Annotated in this window: 13 protein-coding genes and 1 pseudogene; 9 read left to right on the top strand and 5 right to left on the bottom strand. The window is 74.3% G+C overall.

What is annotated here, in order from left to right; all coding sequences use genetic code 11:
- Positions 1 to 241: 241 nt before the first annotated feature.
- Complete coding sequence (locus STRAU_RS38605) at positions 242 to 1,183, bottom strand: polysaccharide deacetylase family protein (RefSeq protein WP_016645825.1); 942 nt, start codon at positions 1,181 to 1,183, stop codon at positions 242 to 244.
- Positions 1,184 to 1,332: 149 nt separating this feature from the next.
- Here STRAU_RS38605 and STRAU_RS38600 point away from each other — a divergent pair, with 149 nt between their 5' ends.
- Together STRAU_RS38600 and STRAU_RS38595 are read left to right on the top strand one after the other, a co-directional pair.
- The gene (locus tag STRAU_RS38600; RefSeq protein WP_158692217.1) at positions 1,333 to 1,713 is read left to right on the top strand and encodes a VOC family protein; all 381 of its coding nucleotides are present in this window, start codon (positions 1,333 to 1,335) and stop codon (positions 1,711 to 1,713) included.
- Positions 1,714 to 1,830: 117 nt separating this feature from the next.
- Positions 1,831 to 3,045 carry a methyltransferase gene (locus tag STRAU_RS38595; protein ID WP_016645823.1) on the top strand — a complete coding sequence of 405 codons (1,215 nt, stop codon included), beginning with the start codon at positions 1,831 to 1,833 and terminating at the stop codon, positions 3,043 to 3,045.
- 18 nt (positions 3,046 to 3,063) lie between these two features.
- On the opposite strand, the gene STRAU_RS38590 is transcribed toward STRAU_RS38595, so the two are convergent.
- Both STRAU_RS38590 and zapE read right to left on the bottom strand, forming a co-directional pair.
- Positions 3,064 to 4,446, bottom strand: a complete 1,383-nt coding sequence (locus STRAU_RS38590; protein WP_016645822.1) for an alkaline phosphatase PhoX — start codon at positions 4,444 to 4,446, stop codon at positions 3,064 to 3,066.
- Positions 4,447 to 4,616: 170 nt separating this feature from the next.
- Positions 4,617 to 5,711 carry a cell division protein ZapE gene (gene zapE / locus STRAU_RS38585; protein WP_037664740.1) on the bottom strand — a complete coding sequence of 365 codons (1,095 nt, stop codon included), beginning with the start codon at positions 5,709 to 5,711 and terminating at the stop codon, positions 4,617 to 4,619.
- A 47-nt stretch (positions 5,712 to 5,758) separates the two neighbouring features.
- Between zapE and STRAU_RS38580 the strand changes: the two genes are divergently transcribed.
- The 5 genes from STRAU_RS38580 (at position 5,759) to STRAU_RS38560 (ending at position 9,736) form a co-directional block, all read left to right on the top strand.
- Positions 5,759 to 6,610, top strand: a complete 852-nt coding sequence (locus tag STRAU_RS38580) for a pyrimidine reductase family protein (protein ID WP_037664739.1) — start codon at positions 5,759 to 5,761, stop codon at positions 6,608 to 6,610.
- Between the two features lie 171 nt (positions 6,611 to 6,781).
- On the top strand, positions 6,782 to 7,255 hold the full coding sequence (locus STRAU_RS38575) for an indole-3-glycerol phosphate synthase (protein ID WP_106968185.1): 474 nt from the start codon (positions 6,782 to 6,784) through the stop codon (positions 7,253 to 7,255).
- A 139-nt stretch (positions 7,256 to 7,394) separates the two neighbouring features.
- On the top strand, positions 7,395 to 8,768 hold the full coding sequence (gene murC, locus STRAU_RS38570; RefSeq protein WP_203227516.1) for a UDP-N-acetylmuramate--L-alanine ligase: 1,374 nt from the start codon (positions 7,395 to 7,397) through the stop codon (positions 8,766 to 8,768).
- 48 nt (positions 8,769 to 8,816) lie between these two features.
- On the top strand, positions 8,817 to 9,218 hold the full coding sequence (gene msrB, locus STRAU_RS38565) for a peptide-methionine (R)-S-oxide reductase MsrB (protein WP_016645817.1): 402 nt from the start codon (positions 8,817 to 8,819) through the stop codon (positions 9,216 to 9,218).
- Positions 9,219 to 9,244: 26 nt separating this feature from the next.
- Positions 9,245 to 9,736 (top strand): hypothetical protein, encoded by a 492-nt coding sequence (locus STRAU_RS38560; protein WP_016645816.1) that lies wholly within the window; start codon positions 9,245 to 9,247, stop codon positions 9,734 to 9,736.
- A 247-nt stretch (positions 9,737 to 9,983) separates the two neighbouring features.
- Here the strand turns inward: STRAU_RS38560 and STRAU_RS38555 are convergent, their stop codons facing one another.
- Positions 9,984 to 13,292, bottom strand: a complete 3,309-nt coding sequence (locus STRAU_RS38555) for an AfsR/SARP family transcriptional regulator (RefSeq protein ID WP_052029460.1) — start codon at positions 13,290 to 13,292, stop codon at positions 9,984 to 9,986.
- 376 nt (positions 13,293 to 13,668) lie between these two features.
- On the opposite strand from STRAU_RS38555, the gene STRAU_RS38550 reads away from it, so the two are divergent.
- Positions 13,669 to 14,922, top strand: coding sequence for a hypothetical protein (locus STRAU_RS38550; protein ID WP_016645812.1), 1,254 nt, complete (start codon positions 13,669 to 13,671; stop codon positions 14,920 to 14,922).
- Positions 14,919 to 15,434 (top strand): hypothetical protein, encoded by a 516-nt coding sequence (locus STRAU_RS42115; protein WP_016645813.1) that lies wholly within the window; start codon positions 14,919 to 14,921, stop codon positions 15,432 to 15,434. The genes STRAU_RS38550 and STRAU_RS42115 overlap by 4 nt, the downstream gene beginning before the upstream one ends.
- Here the strand turns inward: STRAU_RS42115 and STRAU_RS38540 are convergent.
- Positions 15,417 to 15,913: pseudogene (locus STRAU_RS38540) on the bottom strand (hypothetical protein); the annotation flags it as partial. The gene STRAU_RS42115 and the pseudogene STRAU_RS38540 sit on opposite strands and share 18 nt — an antisense overlap.

Genomic DNA, 15,913 nt, shown 5'->3' with positions numbered 1-15,913 from the left:
CGCCGGGCGGGCCCGGGCCGCCCGGGCGGCACGCCGCCGGTCAGCCCGAGCAGGCCGTGCGCTGGGCCTCCTGCCACTCGCAGACAGGGCACAGCGTGACGCCCCGGTGCGACTCCGGGTACTCCGTCGGCTCCCGGCACAGCACGCACTCCGCGAACGGCGGACCCTCCGTCGGCCGATGGGCGGGCTCGGGGCGCAGCAGTCGTCGTCGGCCATGCGCGCCAGCCTAGTTCCGGGCGGCCTAGTTCCGGGCGGCCGCGTGCTGCCCGGGCCGGTGGTGGGCGCCGCCGGGTTCCGCCGGGCGCGCGGCCCCGGGCGTGCGCGCGGCGGCGATCTGTTCCGAGACCCGTACGAAGCGGAACCCGCGTTCGCGCAGCTTCGGGACGATCGTCCGTACGGCCCGCTCCGTCGCCGGGGCCGCGCTGCGGGTGCAGTGCAGCACGACCACCGAACCCGGCCGCACCCCCTCAAGGACCTGCCGCGCCACCGCCTCGGGGTCCGTCGCGAACGCGTCGCCGCCCACCACGTCCCACTGCACGGCCGTCACCCCGGCCGGGGCCAGCGCGCGCAGCGCCCGGTCGTCGTAACAGCCGCCCGGGAAACGGAAGTACGGCAGCGGATGCTCGACGCCCGCCTTGCGGAACGCCGCGAAGGCGCGTTCCACGTCCGTGCGCATCGCGTGCGCGGGCACGGTGGGCAGGCCGTAGCAGTCCCGGGTGAAGGCGTAGTGGCTGTACGAGTGGTTGGCCACCTCGAACAGCGGGTCGCCGCCGATGGCCCTGGCCTGGGCCGGGTACTCCTCCGCCCAGCGGCCCGTCATGAAGAACGTCGACGGGACCTTGAGGCGGCGCAGGGTGTCGACCAGGGCGGGGTTGTCGAAGTGCTCGCCCGCGGCGGCGCGGGGGCCCTGGTCGGCCGTCATGTCGGCGTCGAAGGTGAGGGCCACGGTGCGTGGGGCTTCGGCGGTTCCCCTGGTGCGGGGGGCGTTCTTGAAGACCGGGGTCCGGCCCTGGGGGCCGGGGGCCAGGGTGGGTGGGGTCTGCTTCTTGGCTTCCGGGGGTGTGGCCGGGGCCGCCGGGGGGCGGGGCGCGGGGGGTGCGGAGCACGCCGTGAGGGGGAGGGTGGCGGTTGCCAGGGTGGCGAGGGCGGCGAGGGCGGCCCGCGTGCGGGTGCGAGGGATCACTCCGTGACGATAACCGTACAAATTGGGTTAATGGGGTAGGCGGGGCGGGGGCCCTGCCGGGAGGCTCCCCAGTCCCGCCCCTTCCCGGCTCGTCCTCAAACGCCGGACGGGCTGAAATCGGGGTGCGCCTCCCGTGCGGGTAGGGAAAGCTGCTCCGTCTGCCGGATGATCGCCTGACCGGAAAGGTCGCGCCATGCCCTCCTCCCTCTTCAACGTCGCCTTCAGTCGCCGTGATACCGCTGCCCACCGGCCTGCATCTGTACTTCGAGAACGTCTCCGAACCCAAGACGGTGAAGAACCGCGTGCACGTGTGCCTCCAGCCGGACGGCCCGCGCGACGCGGAGGTCGAGCGGCTCCGGGCGGCGGGCGCCGTCGTCCTCGCCGACCGGCGCAAGCCCGACGGCACGGGATGGGTGGTCTTCACCGACCCCGAGGGCAACGAATTCTGTGTGCTGCGGAGCGCGGCGGAACGAGAGCGGGGCGAGGCCATGACGTGCGGGCAGGGGACGGTGGTGCCGGACACTCCCTAGGTCCTGTCCTGGTTTGCCAGGGGGCAGCGGCTGTGGAATCGTCCTGAGGCGCTTCCCGGTCGCTCCGTGGCCCCGGGCCCCACGTACCCGCGATCACGAGGAGTTGACGAGCCGTCGATGTCCGACACCCCTGAGTCCGGCCCGCTCGCGTCCGACGCCCCTGACATCACCTGGACCGAGGCCGTCCGGACGAAGCCCCGGCCGGACGGCGACAGCGGCGACACCGCCCTCACCTTCACCGCCCACTGGCACTCCGAGAGCGGACTCCCCGCCCCCCGCCGCGTCACCGTCGCCGACGACCGGCTGAAGGCCGACGTCGCCTACCGCCTGATCTGCGAGGGCACCGCGCTGCTGTGGCGCGGGGACTACCAGGGCGCCCGGCAGCTGCTGCGCGCCCTGGGCCGTCGCCTCGACCGGCTCGCGCCGAAGCCGGGGGCCACCCCCGCCGAAACCTTCCACCGGCACCGCCAGGCCCGCGGCCACCGCGCCCGCGTGCTCGGGATGCTGCTCGTCGTCCTGGAGGACGACCACGGCCTCGCGCTGCGCCGCGCCCCCGACGTCCGGGCGGCCTGCGCGGAGGCGTACGGCCCGCCCCGGCGACGTACCGTCGTGTCGCTGCGCGAACTCCTCGGCGTGATCGGCGCCCACGAGTGGCGCAGGAAGGGCGTGCCGATCCCCGCGATCGGCGGGCACATCCACCCGCACTACGGCGTGTTCTCCCCGGTCAGGGGCGAGTACGTCGACCTCGTCGCCGCCGCCCCGCTGCCCGCCGCCGCTCAGCGCGACGCGGCCACCGCCTTCGACCTCGGCACCGGCACCGGCGTGCTCGCCGCCGTCCTCGCCCACCGGGGCATCGACCGGATCGTCGCCACCGACAGCAGCCCCCGCGCGCTCGCGTGCGCGCGGGACAACGTCGAGCGGCTGGGGATCGGGGACCGGGTCGAGGTCGTCGACAGCGGTGATCTTTATCCGGAGGGGCGGGCCGCACTGATCGTGTGCAACCCGCCGTGGCTCCCGGCCAAGCCCACCTCCGCCGTCGAACAGGGCGTGTACGACCCCGGCAGCGCGATGCTGCGCGCCTTCCTCGACGGGCTCGCCGACCACCTGGAGCCCGGCGGCGAGGGCTGGCTGATCCTCTCCGACCTCGCCGAACACCTCGGCCTGCGGACCCGGGACGAACTCGTCGGCGCCTTCGACGCGGCCGGGCTGCGCGTGCTCGACCGCCTCGACGCCAAGCCCGTCCACCCCCGCGCGAGCGACGCCACCGACCCGCTGCACGCGGCCCGCGCCGCCGAGGTCACCTCCCTGTGGCGGCTCGCCCCGGCGACCTGAGCCCACAGGGCAGGACCGCTACCGGTGCCAGGGCCCCGTCACGGCGAACGTCGTCCCCGGCGTGTAGCAGTTGACGTACATCGTGTCGTGATCGGGGGAGAAGGCGACGCCCGCGAACTCGCCCCATTCGGGCTCGGTCGGGGTGCCCGTATTTTGCGCGTTGCGCGCCATCGCGTACACCTCGCCGCCGCGCGTCACGCCGTACACGTGCTGCGCGCCGCCGCCGTCCTCGCACACCATCAGGCCGCCGCTGGGCGCGAGGCAGATGTTGTCCGGGGACTCGCCGGGGAGCTGGATGTCCGTGTCGGGGCCGAAGACGATCACGAGGGTGAGGCGGCGCCGCGCGGGGTCGTAGCGCCAGACCTGGCCGTAGTGGTCGGCGGCCGAACCCTCCGCGCTGCGCGCGTAGCTGGAGACGAAGTAGACGCAGCGGCCGCCCCAGTAGCAGCCCTCCAGCTTCTGGGCGTGGGTGATGCCCTTCGGGCCGAAGTCCTGGTGGCGGATGGGGGTGTGGGCGGCCAGCGGGTCGGGTACGTCGACCCACTCGACGCCGTCGAGGGTGATACCGGGCTCCTTGGCGGCGGACAGGTCCGGCACACCGGGCACCCGCATCGCCTGGAGCCGGCCGCCCGCGCGCAGTGAACTCCGGCCGCCCTCGGGCTTGTTCGGCAGGAAGCGGTAGAACAGGCCGAAGGGTTTCTGGAAGGCGTCCTCGGTCTCGTAGACCACCCCGCGCCACGGGTCGACCGCGACCGCCTCGTGCTGGAAGCGGCCCATGGCGGTCAGCGGCACGGCTCCCGAGCGCCGCGGATCCACCGGGTCGACCTCGAAGACGAAGCCGTGGTCCTTCGTATAGCCGCCTGTACCGGCCTTGTCCTCGTTCTCCTCGCAGGTCAGCCAGGTGCCCCAAGGGGTCGGGCCGCCCGCGCAGTTGACGGCCGTACCGGCGATCGCGACGCGCTCGTCCACCACCCGGCCGCGCCGGTCGAGCGCGAGCGCCGTACAGCCGCCCTTCGCCGCCGGGTCGTACGTCAGGCCCTTGACGGTGGGCACGCCGAGTTTCGCGGAGGCGCGGTTCTCGTGGTTGCGCACGAGGTGGACCCCGCCGCGCCGGCCCCGGAACGCGGCCATCCCGTCGTGGTTGCCCGGGACCTTGCCCTCGCCCGAGCGCAGATCGTCGCCCTCACGGGAGAGGACCTGATAGCGGAAACCTTTCGGCAGGTCGAGCAGGCCGTCGGGGTCGGGCACGAGCGGGCCGTGGCCCGTCCTGCCCTGGGTGGCCGCGGTCGCGGTGCCCGCGAAGAGTTCCGACAGGGCGCCGGTGAAGGCGATGGACGCCCCCAACGCTCCGGTGCGGGCGAGGACTTGGCGTCTGGTCGCGGACAGCTCGGTGTCTGACATGGGGCAACCTCCTGCTGGCGGACAGGAAACATGACCCGCACGTGTGTACCACGCACATCCCGTGCGCACGAGGGTTTGGACGCGCACGTGATCAGTCGGCACCGGAACCGCACACCTGGCGGGGCCTCGACCGCCGCTGCGGACGGCGGCCCCGGACGGCTCGGGCCCGCTCAGCCTTCGACGAGCCCCTTCGCGTCCCGGGCCAGTGCCGTCAGCCGCGAGATCGCCCGGAAGTACTTCTTCCGGTAACCGCCGTTCAGCATCTCCTCGCTGAAGAGCCGGTCGAACGGGACGCCGGAGGCGAGGACGGGGACCTCGCGGTCGTAGAGGCGGTCGGCGAGGACGACCAGGCGCAGCGCCGTCGACTGGTCGGGCACCGGGGCGACGTCCGTGAGGCAGACCGCCCTGAGGTCGTCGGTCAGGGCGCCGTAGCGGCTCGGGTGCACCCGGGCGAGGTGGTCGAGCAGGTGCGGGAAGTCGTCGAGGCTCGCGCCCTCGGTGGCGTACGCAGCCTGGGTGACCTGCTCGTCCGAGTACGGGGCGGGCGCCTCGGGCAGGCCGCGGTGGCGGTAGTCCTCGCCGTCGATGCGCAACGCCTTGAAGTGGGCCGACAGGCCCTGGATCTCGCGCAGGAAGTCGGCGGCGGCGAACCGGCCCTCGCCGAGCTTGCCGGGCAGCGTGTTGGAGGTCGCCGCGAGCGCGACGCCCGCGTCGACCAGCTTGCCGAGCAGCGTCGACACGAGGACGGTGTCGCCCGGGTCGTCCAGCTCGAACTCGTCGATGCAGAGCAGGCGGTGGCCGCTGAGCGTACGGACCGTCTGCTGGAAGCCGAGGGCCCCGACGAGGTTGGTCAGCTCCACGAACGTGCCGAACGCCTTGAGCGCGGGCTCGGCGGGGGTGGCGTGCCACAGGGAGGCCAGGAGGTGGGTCTTGCCGACGCCGTAGCCACCGTCCAGGTAGACGCCGCGGGGCCCGGCCGGAACCGTCTGCTTCGCGCGTGCGAACCACCGGCGCTTGCCGGAGCCCGTCGCGTGCGCCCCGCCGAGCCCGGCCGCGAACGTGCTGAGGACGCGCACCGCCTCGCTCTGGCTGGGCTGTCCCGGATCCGGGATGTACGTGTCGAAGCGGGCCGTGCTGAACCGCGGCGGCGGCACCATCTCGGCGACGAGACGGTCCGCGGGCACCTGCGGCTCGCGGGCGCTCAGGGATACGGGGGCCGCTTCGGGTATGGGGCTGCGCCCGGCGGCGGAGGTGGTGGCTGACACGGTTCTCCACTCTAGAGCCGTCCCGGCGCCGTGTAAGACTGCGCGGCATGCGACGCCTGTTCCCTGTGACCGACCACACAGCCGCGCCGGCCTCGGCGAAGAGCGCTCCCGAGGGCGCCCCGGAGAGTGCCCCCGAGGGGGTGGCCGGGGACCGTGAGTGGTCCCTGGACGAGCTCGCCGACGCGTACGCCTATCCCGCCGGGCCCCCCGGGCCCGCCGATCCGGGCGGGACCGGAGCCTGGCTGCGCGCCAACATGGTCTCGACGCTCGACGGCGCCGCCCAGCACGACGGCCGCTCCCAGCCCATCTCCAACGCCACCGACATGCGGATCTTCGGTACGTTGCGGGGGCTCGCGGACGCCGTCGTGGTGGGCGCCGAAACGGTACGCCAGGAGGGCTACCGCCCGGCCCGCGCCCGGGACGCCTTCGCGGCCCGCAGGGCGGCGGCGGGCCAGCCCCCGGCGCCCGCGATCGTGGTGGTCAGCGCGAGCCTCGACCTCGACTTCTCGCTGCCCCTGTTCACCGCCCCGCTCACGCCCACGTACGTGGTGACCGGCGCCGCCGCGCCGTCCGACCGGATGGCCGCAGCCCGCGAGGCGGGCGCGGAGGTCCTGACCGCGGGCGAGGGCGCGGGCGCCGACCCCGCGCGGGTGGTGCGGGCGCTGGCCGAGCGCGGCCTGACCCGGTTGCTCACCGAGGGCGGGCCGCGGATGCTCGGCCAGTTCGTGGCGGCGGGCGCGCTGGACGAGCTGTGTCTGACGGTGTCGCCGTTGCTGACGGCGGGCGGGGCGCAGCGCATCGCGGGCGGGCCCGGTCTCGCGGTGCCCGAGCGATTCGTACTGGCGTCCGTGCTGGAGGAGTCCGGGTTCCTGTTCACCCGGTACCGGCGGGACTTCTGACCGGACGGAACTTCTGACAATCGGCGGAATATTCCGTTCCGTTTCGCTTTCGCGGGGCACACTAACTCTCGCGACCCCCGCTCCGGCGGGGGGCAGGATGGTTTCCGCAGGGGGCCGGGCGCACGGTCCGCGGAGGCCCACGGAGGCCCACGGAGGAAGAGGACGCCTGTCGTGTTCACAAGCGTATTGATGATCGAGAAGGCCCTGACGTCCGCCGACGTGGAGTTCGTCACCACCTTGCACGGCGACGAGCCGGTCACCTTCCATGTGCTTCTGCAGCCCCGCGGCGACCAGGCGGACCGGCTGCTGCGGGCGATCGACGACGTCGCGCTCGGTGAGTTGGACGACGCCGTGCGCGAGGGCGAGGTGCCCGAGGGCGAGGAGGCGGTGGAGCCCGCCGAGCGGGCCCTTCAGGTGTCCCTCCTGGCACTGCGGGCCACGGGCAGCGCGGCCGAGGGCCGCCTGGTCGAGGCGCACCCGCTGGACGTGCTCCAGGAGGTGGTCGACGAGATGGGCGCGGACGAGGTCATCGTGCTGACCGAGCCGCACCTGGTGGAGGAGTTCTTCCACCGCGACTGGGCCTCCCGGGCCCGGCACAAGGTGGGCGTACCGGTCCTGAAGCTGTTCGCCCACAGTGAGTCGTAGACAAGGGGCCATTCTTAGCCTGTCCGGCGTTTGAGGACGAGGCCGAAGGCCGAAAAACGGGGGGCGGCGGGGGCCCAGTAGGCTGGCCCCCGCGCACGTCACCGCCACACAATCGGAGAGAACTCGTATGCCCACCGCCATGGACCGACCGCACTTCATCGGCATCGGCGGCGCCGGAATGTCGGGCATCGCGAAGATCCTCGCCCAGCGTGGTGCGAAGGTCGCGGGCAGCGACGCCAAGGACTCCGCCACCACGGACGCCCTGCGCGCGCTCGGCGTCCAGGTCCACATCGGGCACGCCGCCGCCCACCTGGCCGACGACGCGACCTGCGTCGTCGTCTCCTCCGCGATCCGCGCCGACAACCCGGAGCTGGCCCGCGCCACGGAGCTCGGCATCCCGGTGGTGCACCGCTCGGACGCGCTCGCCTCCCTCATGGACGGGCTGCGCCCGATCGCCGTCGCCGGCACCCACGGCAAGACGACCACCACGTCGATGCTCGCGGTCAGCCTGGCCTCGCTCGGCCTGCACCCCTCGTACGCGATCGGCGGCGACCTGGACGCGCCGGGCTCCAACGCCGACCACGGCAGCGGCGAGATCTTCGTGGCGGAGGCCGACGAAAGCGACCGCAGCTTCCACAAGTACGCGCCCGAGGTCGCCATCGTCCTCAACGTGGAGCTGGACCACCACGCCAACTACGCCTCGATGGACGAGATCTACGAGTCCTTCGAGACCTTCGCCGACAAGATCGTCCCCGGCGGGACGCTGGTCATCGCCGCGGACCACGGGGGCGCCCGGGAACTCACGCGGCGGATCGCGAAGCGCAGGCCCGAGCTGCGCGTGGTCACGTACGGCGAGTCCGCCGACGCCGATGTGCGGATCACCGGGGTGACCCCGCAGGGCCTCAAGAGCGACGTCACCGCCGTCCTCGACGGCACCGAGCTGCGCTTCGCCGTCTCCGTGCCCGGCCGCCACTACGCGCACAACGCGGTCGCCGCGCTGGCCGCCGGCGTGGCCCTCGGCATCCCGGCCGCCGAGCTGGCCCCCGCCCTCGCCTCGTACACCGGAGTGAAGCGCCGCCTCCAGCTCAAGGGCGAAGCCGCCGGCGTACAGGTCGTCGACTCCTACGCGCACCACCCGACGGAGATGACCGCCGACCTGGAGGCCATGCGCGGCGCCGCGGCCGACGCGCGGCTGCTCGTGCTCTTCCAGCCGCACCTGTTCTCCCGCACCCAGGAGCTGGGCACGGAGATGGGCCAGGCCCTGGCGCTCGCCGACGCCTCCGTGGTCCTCGACATCTACCCCGCCCGCGAGGACCCGATCCCCGGCGTGACCAGCGCCCTCATCATCGACTCCGCCCGCGCGGCGGGCGCCGACGTGCGGGCCGTCTCCGACAAGGACGCCGCACCCGCGGTGATCGCGGGAATGGCGCGCCCCGGCGATCTCGTTCTCACCATGGGAGCGGGCGACGTCACCGACCTCGGCCCGCGGATCCTGGCCGAACTGTCGAAGTGAGCCGGACCGCCCAGCGCGTCCGGACCGCCCTGGAAGGGGATGCGATCCATGTCGTACGACGTCGAGAAGCCCGACGAGCAGTGGCGCGCGGAGCTGACCCCCGCCGAGTACCAGGTCCTGCGCCAGGCCGGCACGGAGCCCGCGTTCCGCGGTGAGTACACCGACACCACGACCAAGGGCGTCTACTCCTGCCGCGCCTGCGGCGCCGAGCTCTTCACGTCCCACGAGAAGTTCGAGTCCCACTGCGGCTGGCCGAGCTTCTACGACCCGAAGGACTCCGACGCCGTCGAACTGATCGAGGACCGCTCCCACGGCATGGTCCGCACCGAGGTCCGCTGCGCCCGCTGCGGCTCCCACCTCGGTCACGTCTTCGAGGGCGAGGGCTACCCCACGCCGACGGACCAGCGGTACTGCATCAACTCGATCTCGCTGCGGCTGGCCGCCGAGTGATATGTCCTGGGTGTGGTGGTGCGGATGTGGCCACCGTGCGGGAGGCGATCGGCGGTAAGGGGGCCTTTCGCACGGGGTTGCCCTCGCGGCTCGCCAAGGGACCGGAGAAGAGCGGCGACGGGTGCATGCACTTCGCCGAGGGGATGGTGCTCGTCGGGCTCGCGCTCGCCTGGGCCTATATGGGCGTGGACCAGGGGAAGCCGCTGTACGTCGGGGGCGGGGTCGGGCTCGCCGTGCTGTTGTTCGTCGGGACGCTCGTCGTGGTGCGCGGCGACGGCCGGGAGAGGGCCGCGGAGCGCGGCGGCGCGGAGCGTGCCGACGCCTTCTGGCTGCCCGCCCACTACTGCCGCGGATGCGTGTCCGTGTTCTGCCCCCAAGGGGCGCCGTGGCAGGGCCTGCTGACGCCGGAGCAGTTCAAGAAGCTGGTGTGGAGCGAGGCGGGATACGCCGATCAGCTCGCGCCCGTGGACAAGGCGAGGGACGCGGAGGTTCCGCCGGGGGCGGTGCCGGGGCGGTAGGTGCGCCGGGTGCCCGGTGGGGGGCGCGTTATGGGTGTGTGTTCGAGCGCCGGTCGTACGCTTCTGCGCGCCCTGTGATGAACGACGAATATCGTCTTCCGCTTCCGTGTTCACATGGCTAATGTGTGCGCGAATCGGGGGTCACCTGTTCGTTCAAGAAACAGAAAGACGGAGAGACGCGTGAACATGGCACGACGCACGACCGGTCCCACCGCTCCCGCTCCCCGGCCCGGCGAAGAGGGCATCTTCATGTGGTGGTGGCGGGGTCTCTAGCCGCCCCGGGCTCCGCCAGGGCCAGCCGGAGATCCCGGGCCCGCCCCTCGCAGCCGAGCCGTTCGTACAGTTCCAGCGCGTCCTCCGCGAAACCCCGTGCGGAGGGCGCGTCTTGTGTATGCGGGGCGGTGCGGGCCAGGCCGTCGAGGGCCTGGGCCGCGCCGAGCGGACTGCCCACCTCGCGGGCGATGCGCAACGCCTCGCGGTGGGCGTCGAGCGCCGCCTCGTACCGGCCGAGCAGGCGCAGCGCCGTACCGGTGCCGAGGAGCGCGGCCTGGAGGTCGAAGGGGCTGCCGATGCCCCGGGCGATGCGTTCGGCCTCGGCGAAGTGCCACAGCGCCTCGCCGGGGCGGCTGCCCGCGGCGTACGCCGAGCCCAGGCTGATGAGGGTGTCCGACTCGCCGCGTGCGTCGGACGCGGCGCGGTAGCTGGTGAGGGCCCGGCGGAAGTACGTGAGGGCCTGCTCCACCTGGCCGGTGTCCTGGCAGACGCTGCCCAGGTTCGCGAGCAGGTTCGCGCGCTCCTGGCGGCCGCCCACGCGCTGCGCCAGCCGCAGCGAACGCTCGAAGTGGGCGCGGGCCTCCTCGGGGCGGCCGTCGAGGCGGTGCACCTCGCCGACGTTGTTGAGGGCGCGCAACTGGCCGTACAGGAAGCCCGTTTCCTCGTGGATGCGCAGCATCGTGCGGAAGTGTTCCAGGGCCTCGCGGTGGCGGCCCGCCGCGTGCAGCGCCACTCCCATCATGTTGGCCACGTCGGCCTGGCCGTGGCGATCCCCGACCTGGCGGTACAGCGCCCGCGCCGCCCGCAGCACCCGCAGGCACGTGCTGCCCTGGCCGCCCGCGAAGTGGGCGCGGCCGGACTGCAGCAGGGCGTCGGCCCGGCCGCGTACGTCGTTCAGCTCCTGAAAGAGGAAGAGTGCCTCCGTGGCCCGGTGCAGGGCCTTGCCGTGGTCCTTCTGCGTGAGGACGTCGGCGTGCTCGACCAGGGTGCGGGCCAGGGCCACCCGGTCGTCGCGCGTCCGGGCCGCGGACACCGCCGCCTCGAAGAGCTCCGCGGCCAGGTCCCAAGTGCCCCAAAGGCGCAGGGGCTTGGCCAGGACGTGCGGGAACAGCACCGCGTGCTCCGGCGACTCCGCCGCGGCCGTGCGCGCCAGGGCCAGCAGGTTGCCGCGCTCCACGCTCAGCCACGCAGCGGCCTCGTCCGCGTCGCCGAAGTCCGGGGCGTACGGGCACGTCAGGCGGGGGCCGGGCGGCAGCACGCGGCGGTGCGGTTCGGTGCGGACGGCGGCGCGGTGGGCCGCGGTGAGGTAGCAGTTGAGCAGCCGCGTGAGCGCCGCGCGCCGGGCCGAGTGCGGCTCGTCGCGGGTGCACATGCGCATCCCGAAGGCGCGGGTGAGGTCGTGCAGGCGGTAGCGGTCGGTCACGGGTTCCTCGACGAGGTTGCGGTCGAGGAGCTGGTCGAGGGTCTTGCGGGTGTGGGTGCGGTCGGCGGAGGCGTCGGGTGCCCGGGCGGTCTCGTCCGTTCCGCCCCGCCGGTCCGGCTCGTCCGCCGCCAGGGCGGTCGCCGCGCGCAGCGTGATGTCCGGGCCGGGGTGCAGGGCCAGGCGGCGCAGCAACCGGGCCGCACGCGGGGTCAGTTCGGTGTACGAGAGGGAGAAGGCCGAGGCCACCGCGTCGCTGTCGAACTCGTCGAGCGGGTCGGCCGCCTGGACGAGGCGGTCCGTGAGGTGGTCCAGGCTCCAGGAGTCGCGGTGCCGGAACTGGCTCGCCAGGAGCTGGAGCGCGAGCGGGTGGCGGCCGCAGGCGGCCACGGTGCGGGTGAGCGCCGAGGGGTCGGCGGGCAGCCGGCCGGCCCCGGCGACCCGGGTGAACAGCGCGGCGGCCTCCGCGGTGGACAGCGCCTCCAGGTACAGCGGGGTCGCACCGGCCAGGCCGGTGAGCCGGTTCCGGCTGGTCACGATGGCCCGGCAGGACGCGGCGCCGGGCAGCAGCGGGCGGACCTGTTCGGCGTCGCGGGCGTTGTCGAGGACCACGAGCACGCGGCGCCGCGCCGTCCACTCCCGCCAGCGCGTCACGCGCGCGTCCAGCGAACCGGGCAGCTCACCGGTCACCCCGGCGGCGTGCAGCAGCACGGCGAGCGCCTCGGCGGGATCGTACGGCGGCAGGGGACCGTACCCGCGCAGATCGACGTAGAACTGGCCGTCCGGGCAGGCGTCGCCCAGGCGGTGCGCGGCGTGCAGCGCGAGCGCGGTCTTGCCGACGCCGGGCATGCCGTGGACGAGGGTGAGGGGGAGCGCGCTCGACGGGGGTGCCCCCGCCTTTCCTGACTCGCTCTTTCCGGTCTCGCCCTTTCCCGACTCGGCCAGGAGGATGCGCAGTTCGCTCGCCCGGCCGGTGAAGTCCCCTGTGTCGCGGGGCAAGTTGGTCAGTGGCCCCGCCGTCGCGGGATCGTCGTCGGGTGGGCCCGCGGGGGCCGGCGGGGCCCCCGGAGCCGCCGCGGCCGTCCCCTCGCTCTCCCACGCGGCCGTCCGCATCAGCGCCCGGTCCTGTTCGAGGATGCGTACATGGAGTTCCTGGAGCTCCGTGCCGGGCTCGATGCCCTGGCCCTCGTGGAGGCGGGAGCGGGTGGTGCGATAGAGGCCGAGGGCCTCGTCGTCGCGGCCCGAGCGGTACAGGGCCAGCATCAGGGCGGCGATCACGCGCTGGGCCAGGGGGTTCTGGGCGGCCAGTTCGTGCAGTTCGCCGATCAGGTCGGCGTGCCGGCCGAGCTCCAGCTCCAGGCGGATCCGCTCCTCGCGTACGTGCCGGTGGTCCTCCAGGAGCCGGGCGCGGGCCGACCGCGCCCAGGCGCCGGTGAACTCCGTCAACGGCTCGCCGCGCCACAGGGATTCGGCGGCGCGGAGCAGCTCGACGGCCCGCCGCCGGCCGCCCTGCCGGGCGGTGACGGCGGCGTCGGCGCACAGCCCCCGGTAGCGCAGCAGGTCGACGGCGTCGGGGGCGACGCGCAGGCGGTACAGGCGCGGGGCGTACCGCTCCAGGCGGGCCTGGTCGCCGGCCGCCCGGCTCAGCCGGGTGCGCAGCCGCGACAGATAGCTCTGCAGGGTGTCCTGGGCCGTACGCGGCGGCTCGTCGTCCCAGACGCGGTCCATGAGGGTGTCGAGGGAGACCGGCTCGCCGCGGGCGTGCACCAGGACGGCCAGCACGCAGCGCTCCTTCGGTGACCCGAGCTCGTACTGCCGGCCGTCCTCCCAGAGCTCCAGAGGCCCCAGAGCCAGTAAGTCCACCCTCACCCCCGATGGGTGCGCGCCCGGCGGGTGCACCGCGCCGCCGCCGTCGGCAGCCCCGCACATCTGTGCGGAACTCTGCTCACTGTTGTCGTGGTGCCAGGGGGAGCGGACAGGGGCGCACGGGTGCGTGCCGGGCGCATGGGGTGGATCCATGGCCAAAACTTTCCCCGTAGGCCGCACGGAAGCCCAACTACCGCCCTCCGAAAGCTAGTTGGAGGCAACGGCGTACGCGCCGGTGTGAGCCGGAGTGACGGCGTATGCCCTCGTCAGTCGGCACTCGGAGTGCAGGATTCCTGCAACCCGGCCATCCAGGTGGCCGGGGCACGCTGCCCCCGTTGCATTCACACGACGCGGAGAACCGGGGGACAGAACGATGAGCGTGACCATGCTGGAGGCGCACGGGCATCCGGTGCCGGTGCGGCCGGACGTCGAGCGCTGGGCCACCCGTCCGGTACGCAGGCGGGTGCTCGCCGTGGTGCACACGGTGACGTCGGGGCGGCGGCTCCTCGACGCGGTGCGGCTCCTGGAGGGCGACTGGCGGGTCCAGGTGTTCTTCACCGCCGCGCCCGACGTGTTCAGCGGCGGAGTGGCCGACTTCCTCGACGAGCTCAAGGTCCTGGTGCTGCCCTGGAGCCAGGCGGTGCAGACCGTCTTCGACCTCGCCCTCGCGGCGGGCCACGGCGGGCTGCACGAACTGCACGCGCCGGTGGTCGTGCTGCCGCACGGCGCCGGGCACAACAAGATCGTGCGGGCCCGGCGGGGCGGTGCCGTCGCCGCGCGGGGCGTGTACGGGCTGAGCAGGCAGCGGCTCGTACGCGACGGGACGGTGGTCCCCGAGGCGATCGTCCTCGCGCACCGCGAGGAGCTGGCGCGGCTCGGCCGCGAGTGCCCGGAGGCGCTGCCGGTCGCCGAGGTCGTCGGCGACCCCTGCTACGACCGGGTGACCGCGAGCCGGCCCGCGCGGGCCCTGTACCGGCAGGCCCTGCGGACCCGGGCCGGGCAGCGGCTCGTCCTCGTCTGCTCGACCTGGGGCCCCGGCTCGCTGCTCGGCAGCGGCGGGCAGGAGCTGATCGACCGGATCGTGGCCGAACTGCCGCCCGAGGACTACCGGGTGGCCGTCCTGCTGCATCCGCACGTGTGGCACACCCACAGCGAGTGGCAGGTGCGCGGCTGGTTCGCGGGCCTCGGGCGCGGCGGGCTCGCCGTCGTCAGCCACCGCGCCGACTGGGTCGGGGCGCTCGTCGCCGCCGACTTCGTCGTGGGCGACCACGGGTCCGTCTCGCTGTACGGCGCCATGACGGGCAGGCCGGTGCTGCTGGCCTGCCTGCCGGACGCCGATGTCGATCCCGGTTCCCCGATGGCCGAACTCGGGTCGTTCGCGCCGAGGTTGCGGGACGGCAGGCCGGTGCGGCGGCAGCTCGCGCGTGCCGCCGCGACGTACCGGGCCGACCTGCACGAGCGGGTCGCCGCCCGCATCACCTCCGAACCCGGGCGGTTCGCGCGGAAGATGCGCGCGCTGCTCTACCGCAAGCTGCGGCTGCGGGCGCCCGGCGCGCTCCCCGCCACGGAACCGGCGCGGCTTCCGTGCCTCGTGGAGTACGACGAGCCGGGCAGCGTCGTGTCATGACGGTGGCGTCGGCGGTGGGGCCGCCGGTGACGGCCGTCGTGACGGCGACGCCCGAGGCGCGGGGTGTCGTGCGGGTGCGGGTGGCGGTGCGCGGCCCCGGCGCCACGGAGTTCGTGGACGAGCACGTGCGGGTGGCGGTGCCCGTCGCCAGTGCCTGGGCGCGGCTCGGTGACGTGCTCCACGCGGAGTCCGCCGCGCCGTGGCACGCGGCACGGCTCGGCGCGCGGCACCCGGGCGCCCTGGTGGTGGCCGCCCACCACGGCCACGTGTGCCGCCTCCGGGTGGGCCCGAGCGGCACGCCCCTGGTCCTGCGGACGGCCCGGCTCCTGCGGGGCGCGCGGCCGGAGGTGCCGTGGCCCGTGTGGGCGTCCCTGGCGCACACGTTCCTCGCGGCGGGCTGCCGCTACGGGGGCTGGCCGAGGTGCGGGTGGGGACCGGGGCGGGGGCGGTGGCCGCCGCGGGGCCGCGTCCCGGCTGCGTGGCCGGGCGGTAGCTCACTGGCCCGGCGGTGAGTCCGAGGCGTCCTCGGTGTCCGGCCCGGGTGGTGCGGCGGGTGCGGCTGGCTCGGGTGGTGCGGCGGGTGCGTCCGGCCGGCTCGTGCGGTGCGCGGGTGCGTCCGGCTCGTGCGGTGCCGCCGGTGCGTCCGGCCCGTGTGGTGCCGCCTGCGCGTCCACGGCAGCCAACGCCTCCCCCCGGGCCCGTGCCGCGCGCGCGTCCGGGGACGTGGTGCGGCCCGCCGCGTCGTACAGGGCGAGGGCCTCGGTGTACTGCTCGCGGGCCCGGGCCGGGGCGTCGCGGTGTTCGGACAGTTCCGCCAGGGCGTGCAGGGCGCGGGCCGTCTCGTACGCGGCCGACATCGCGCGCAGGGCGGCGAGCGCCGGGGTCAACTCGGCCTCGGCCAGGTCGGGTTCGCCGCGGGCGAGGTGGGCGCGGCCGAGCAGGACGGCCGCGCGGGCCGCGTTGTACGTGTCGTGCGCCGCGCGCAGCGTCG

The sequence above is a fragment of the Streptomyces aurantiacus JA 4570 genome, assembly GCF_000414115.1.
Classification (GTDB): Bacteria; Actinomycetota; Actinomycetes; order Streptomycetales; family Streptomycetaceae; genus Streptomyces; species Streptomyces aurantiacus_A.
Note: the sequence above shows the minus strand (reverse complement) of the source record. Positions and strands in the feature narration are given on the sequence as shown.

Excerpts from the sequence above, each read along its gene's own strand:
- STRAU_RS38595 (WP_016645823.1), top strand. The coding sequence starts at position 1,831 with ATGTCCGACACCCCTGAGTCCGGCCCGCTCGCGTCCGACGCCCCTGAC.
- STRAU_RS38590 (WP_016645822.1), bottom strand. The coding sequence starts at position 4,446 with ATGTCAGACACCGAGCTGTCCGCGACCAGACGCCAAGTCCTCGCCCGC.
- STRAU_RS38580 (WP_037664739.1), top strand. The coding sequence starts at position 5,759 with ATGCGACGCCTGTTCCCTGTGACCGACCACACAGCCGCGCCGGCCTCG.
- murC (WP_203227516.1), top strand. The coding sequence starts at position 7,395 with ATGGACCGACCGCACTTCATCGGCATCGGCGGCGCCGGAATGTCGGGC.
- msrB (WP_016645817.1), top strand. The coding sequence starts at position 8,817 with ATGTCGTACGACGTCGAGAAGCCCGACGAGCAGTGGCGCGCGGAGCTG.
- STRAU_RS38550 (WP_016645812.1), top strand. The coding sequence starts at position 13,669 with ATGAGCGTGACCATGCTGGAGGCGCACGGGCATCCGGTGCCGGTGCGG.
- STRAU_RS42115 (WP_016645813.1), top strand. The coding sequence starts at position 14,919 with ATGACGGTGGCGTCGGCGGTGGGGCCGCCGGTGACGGCCGTCGTGACG.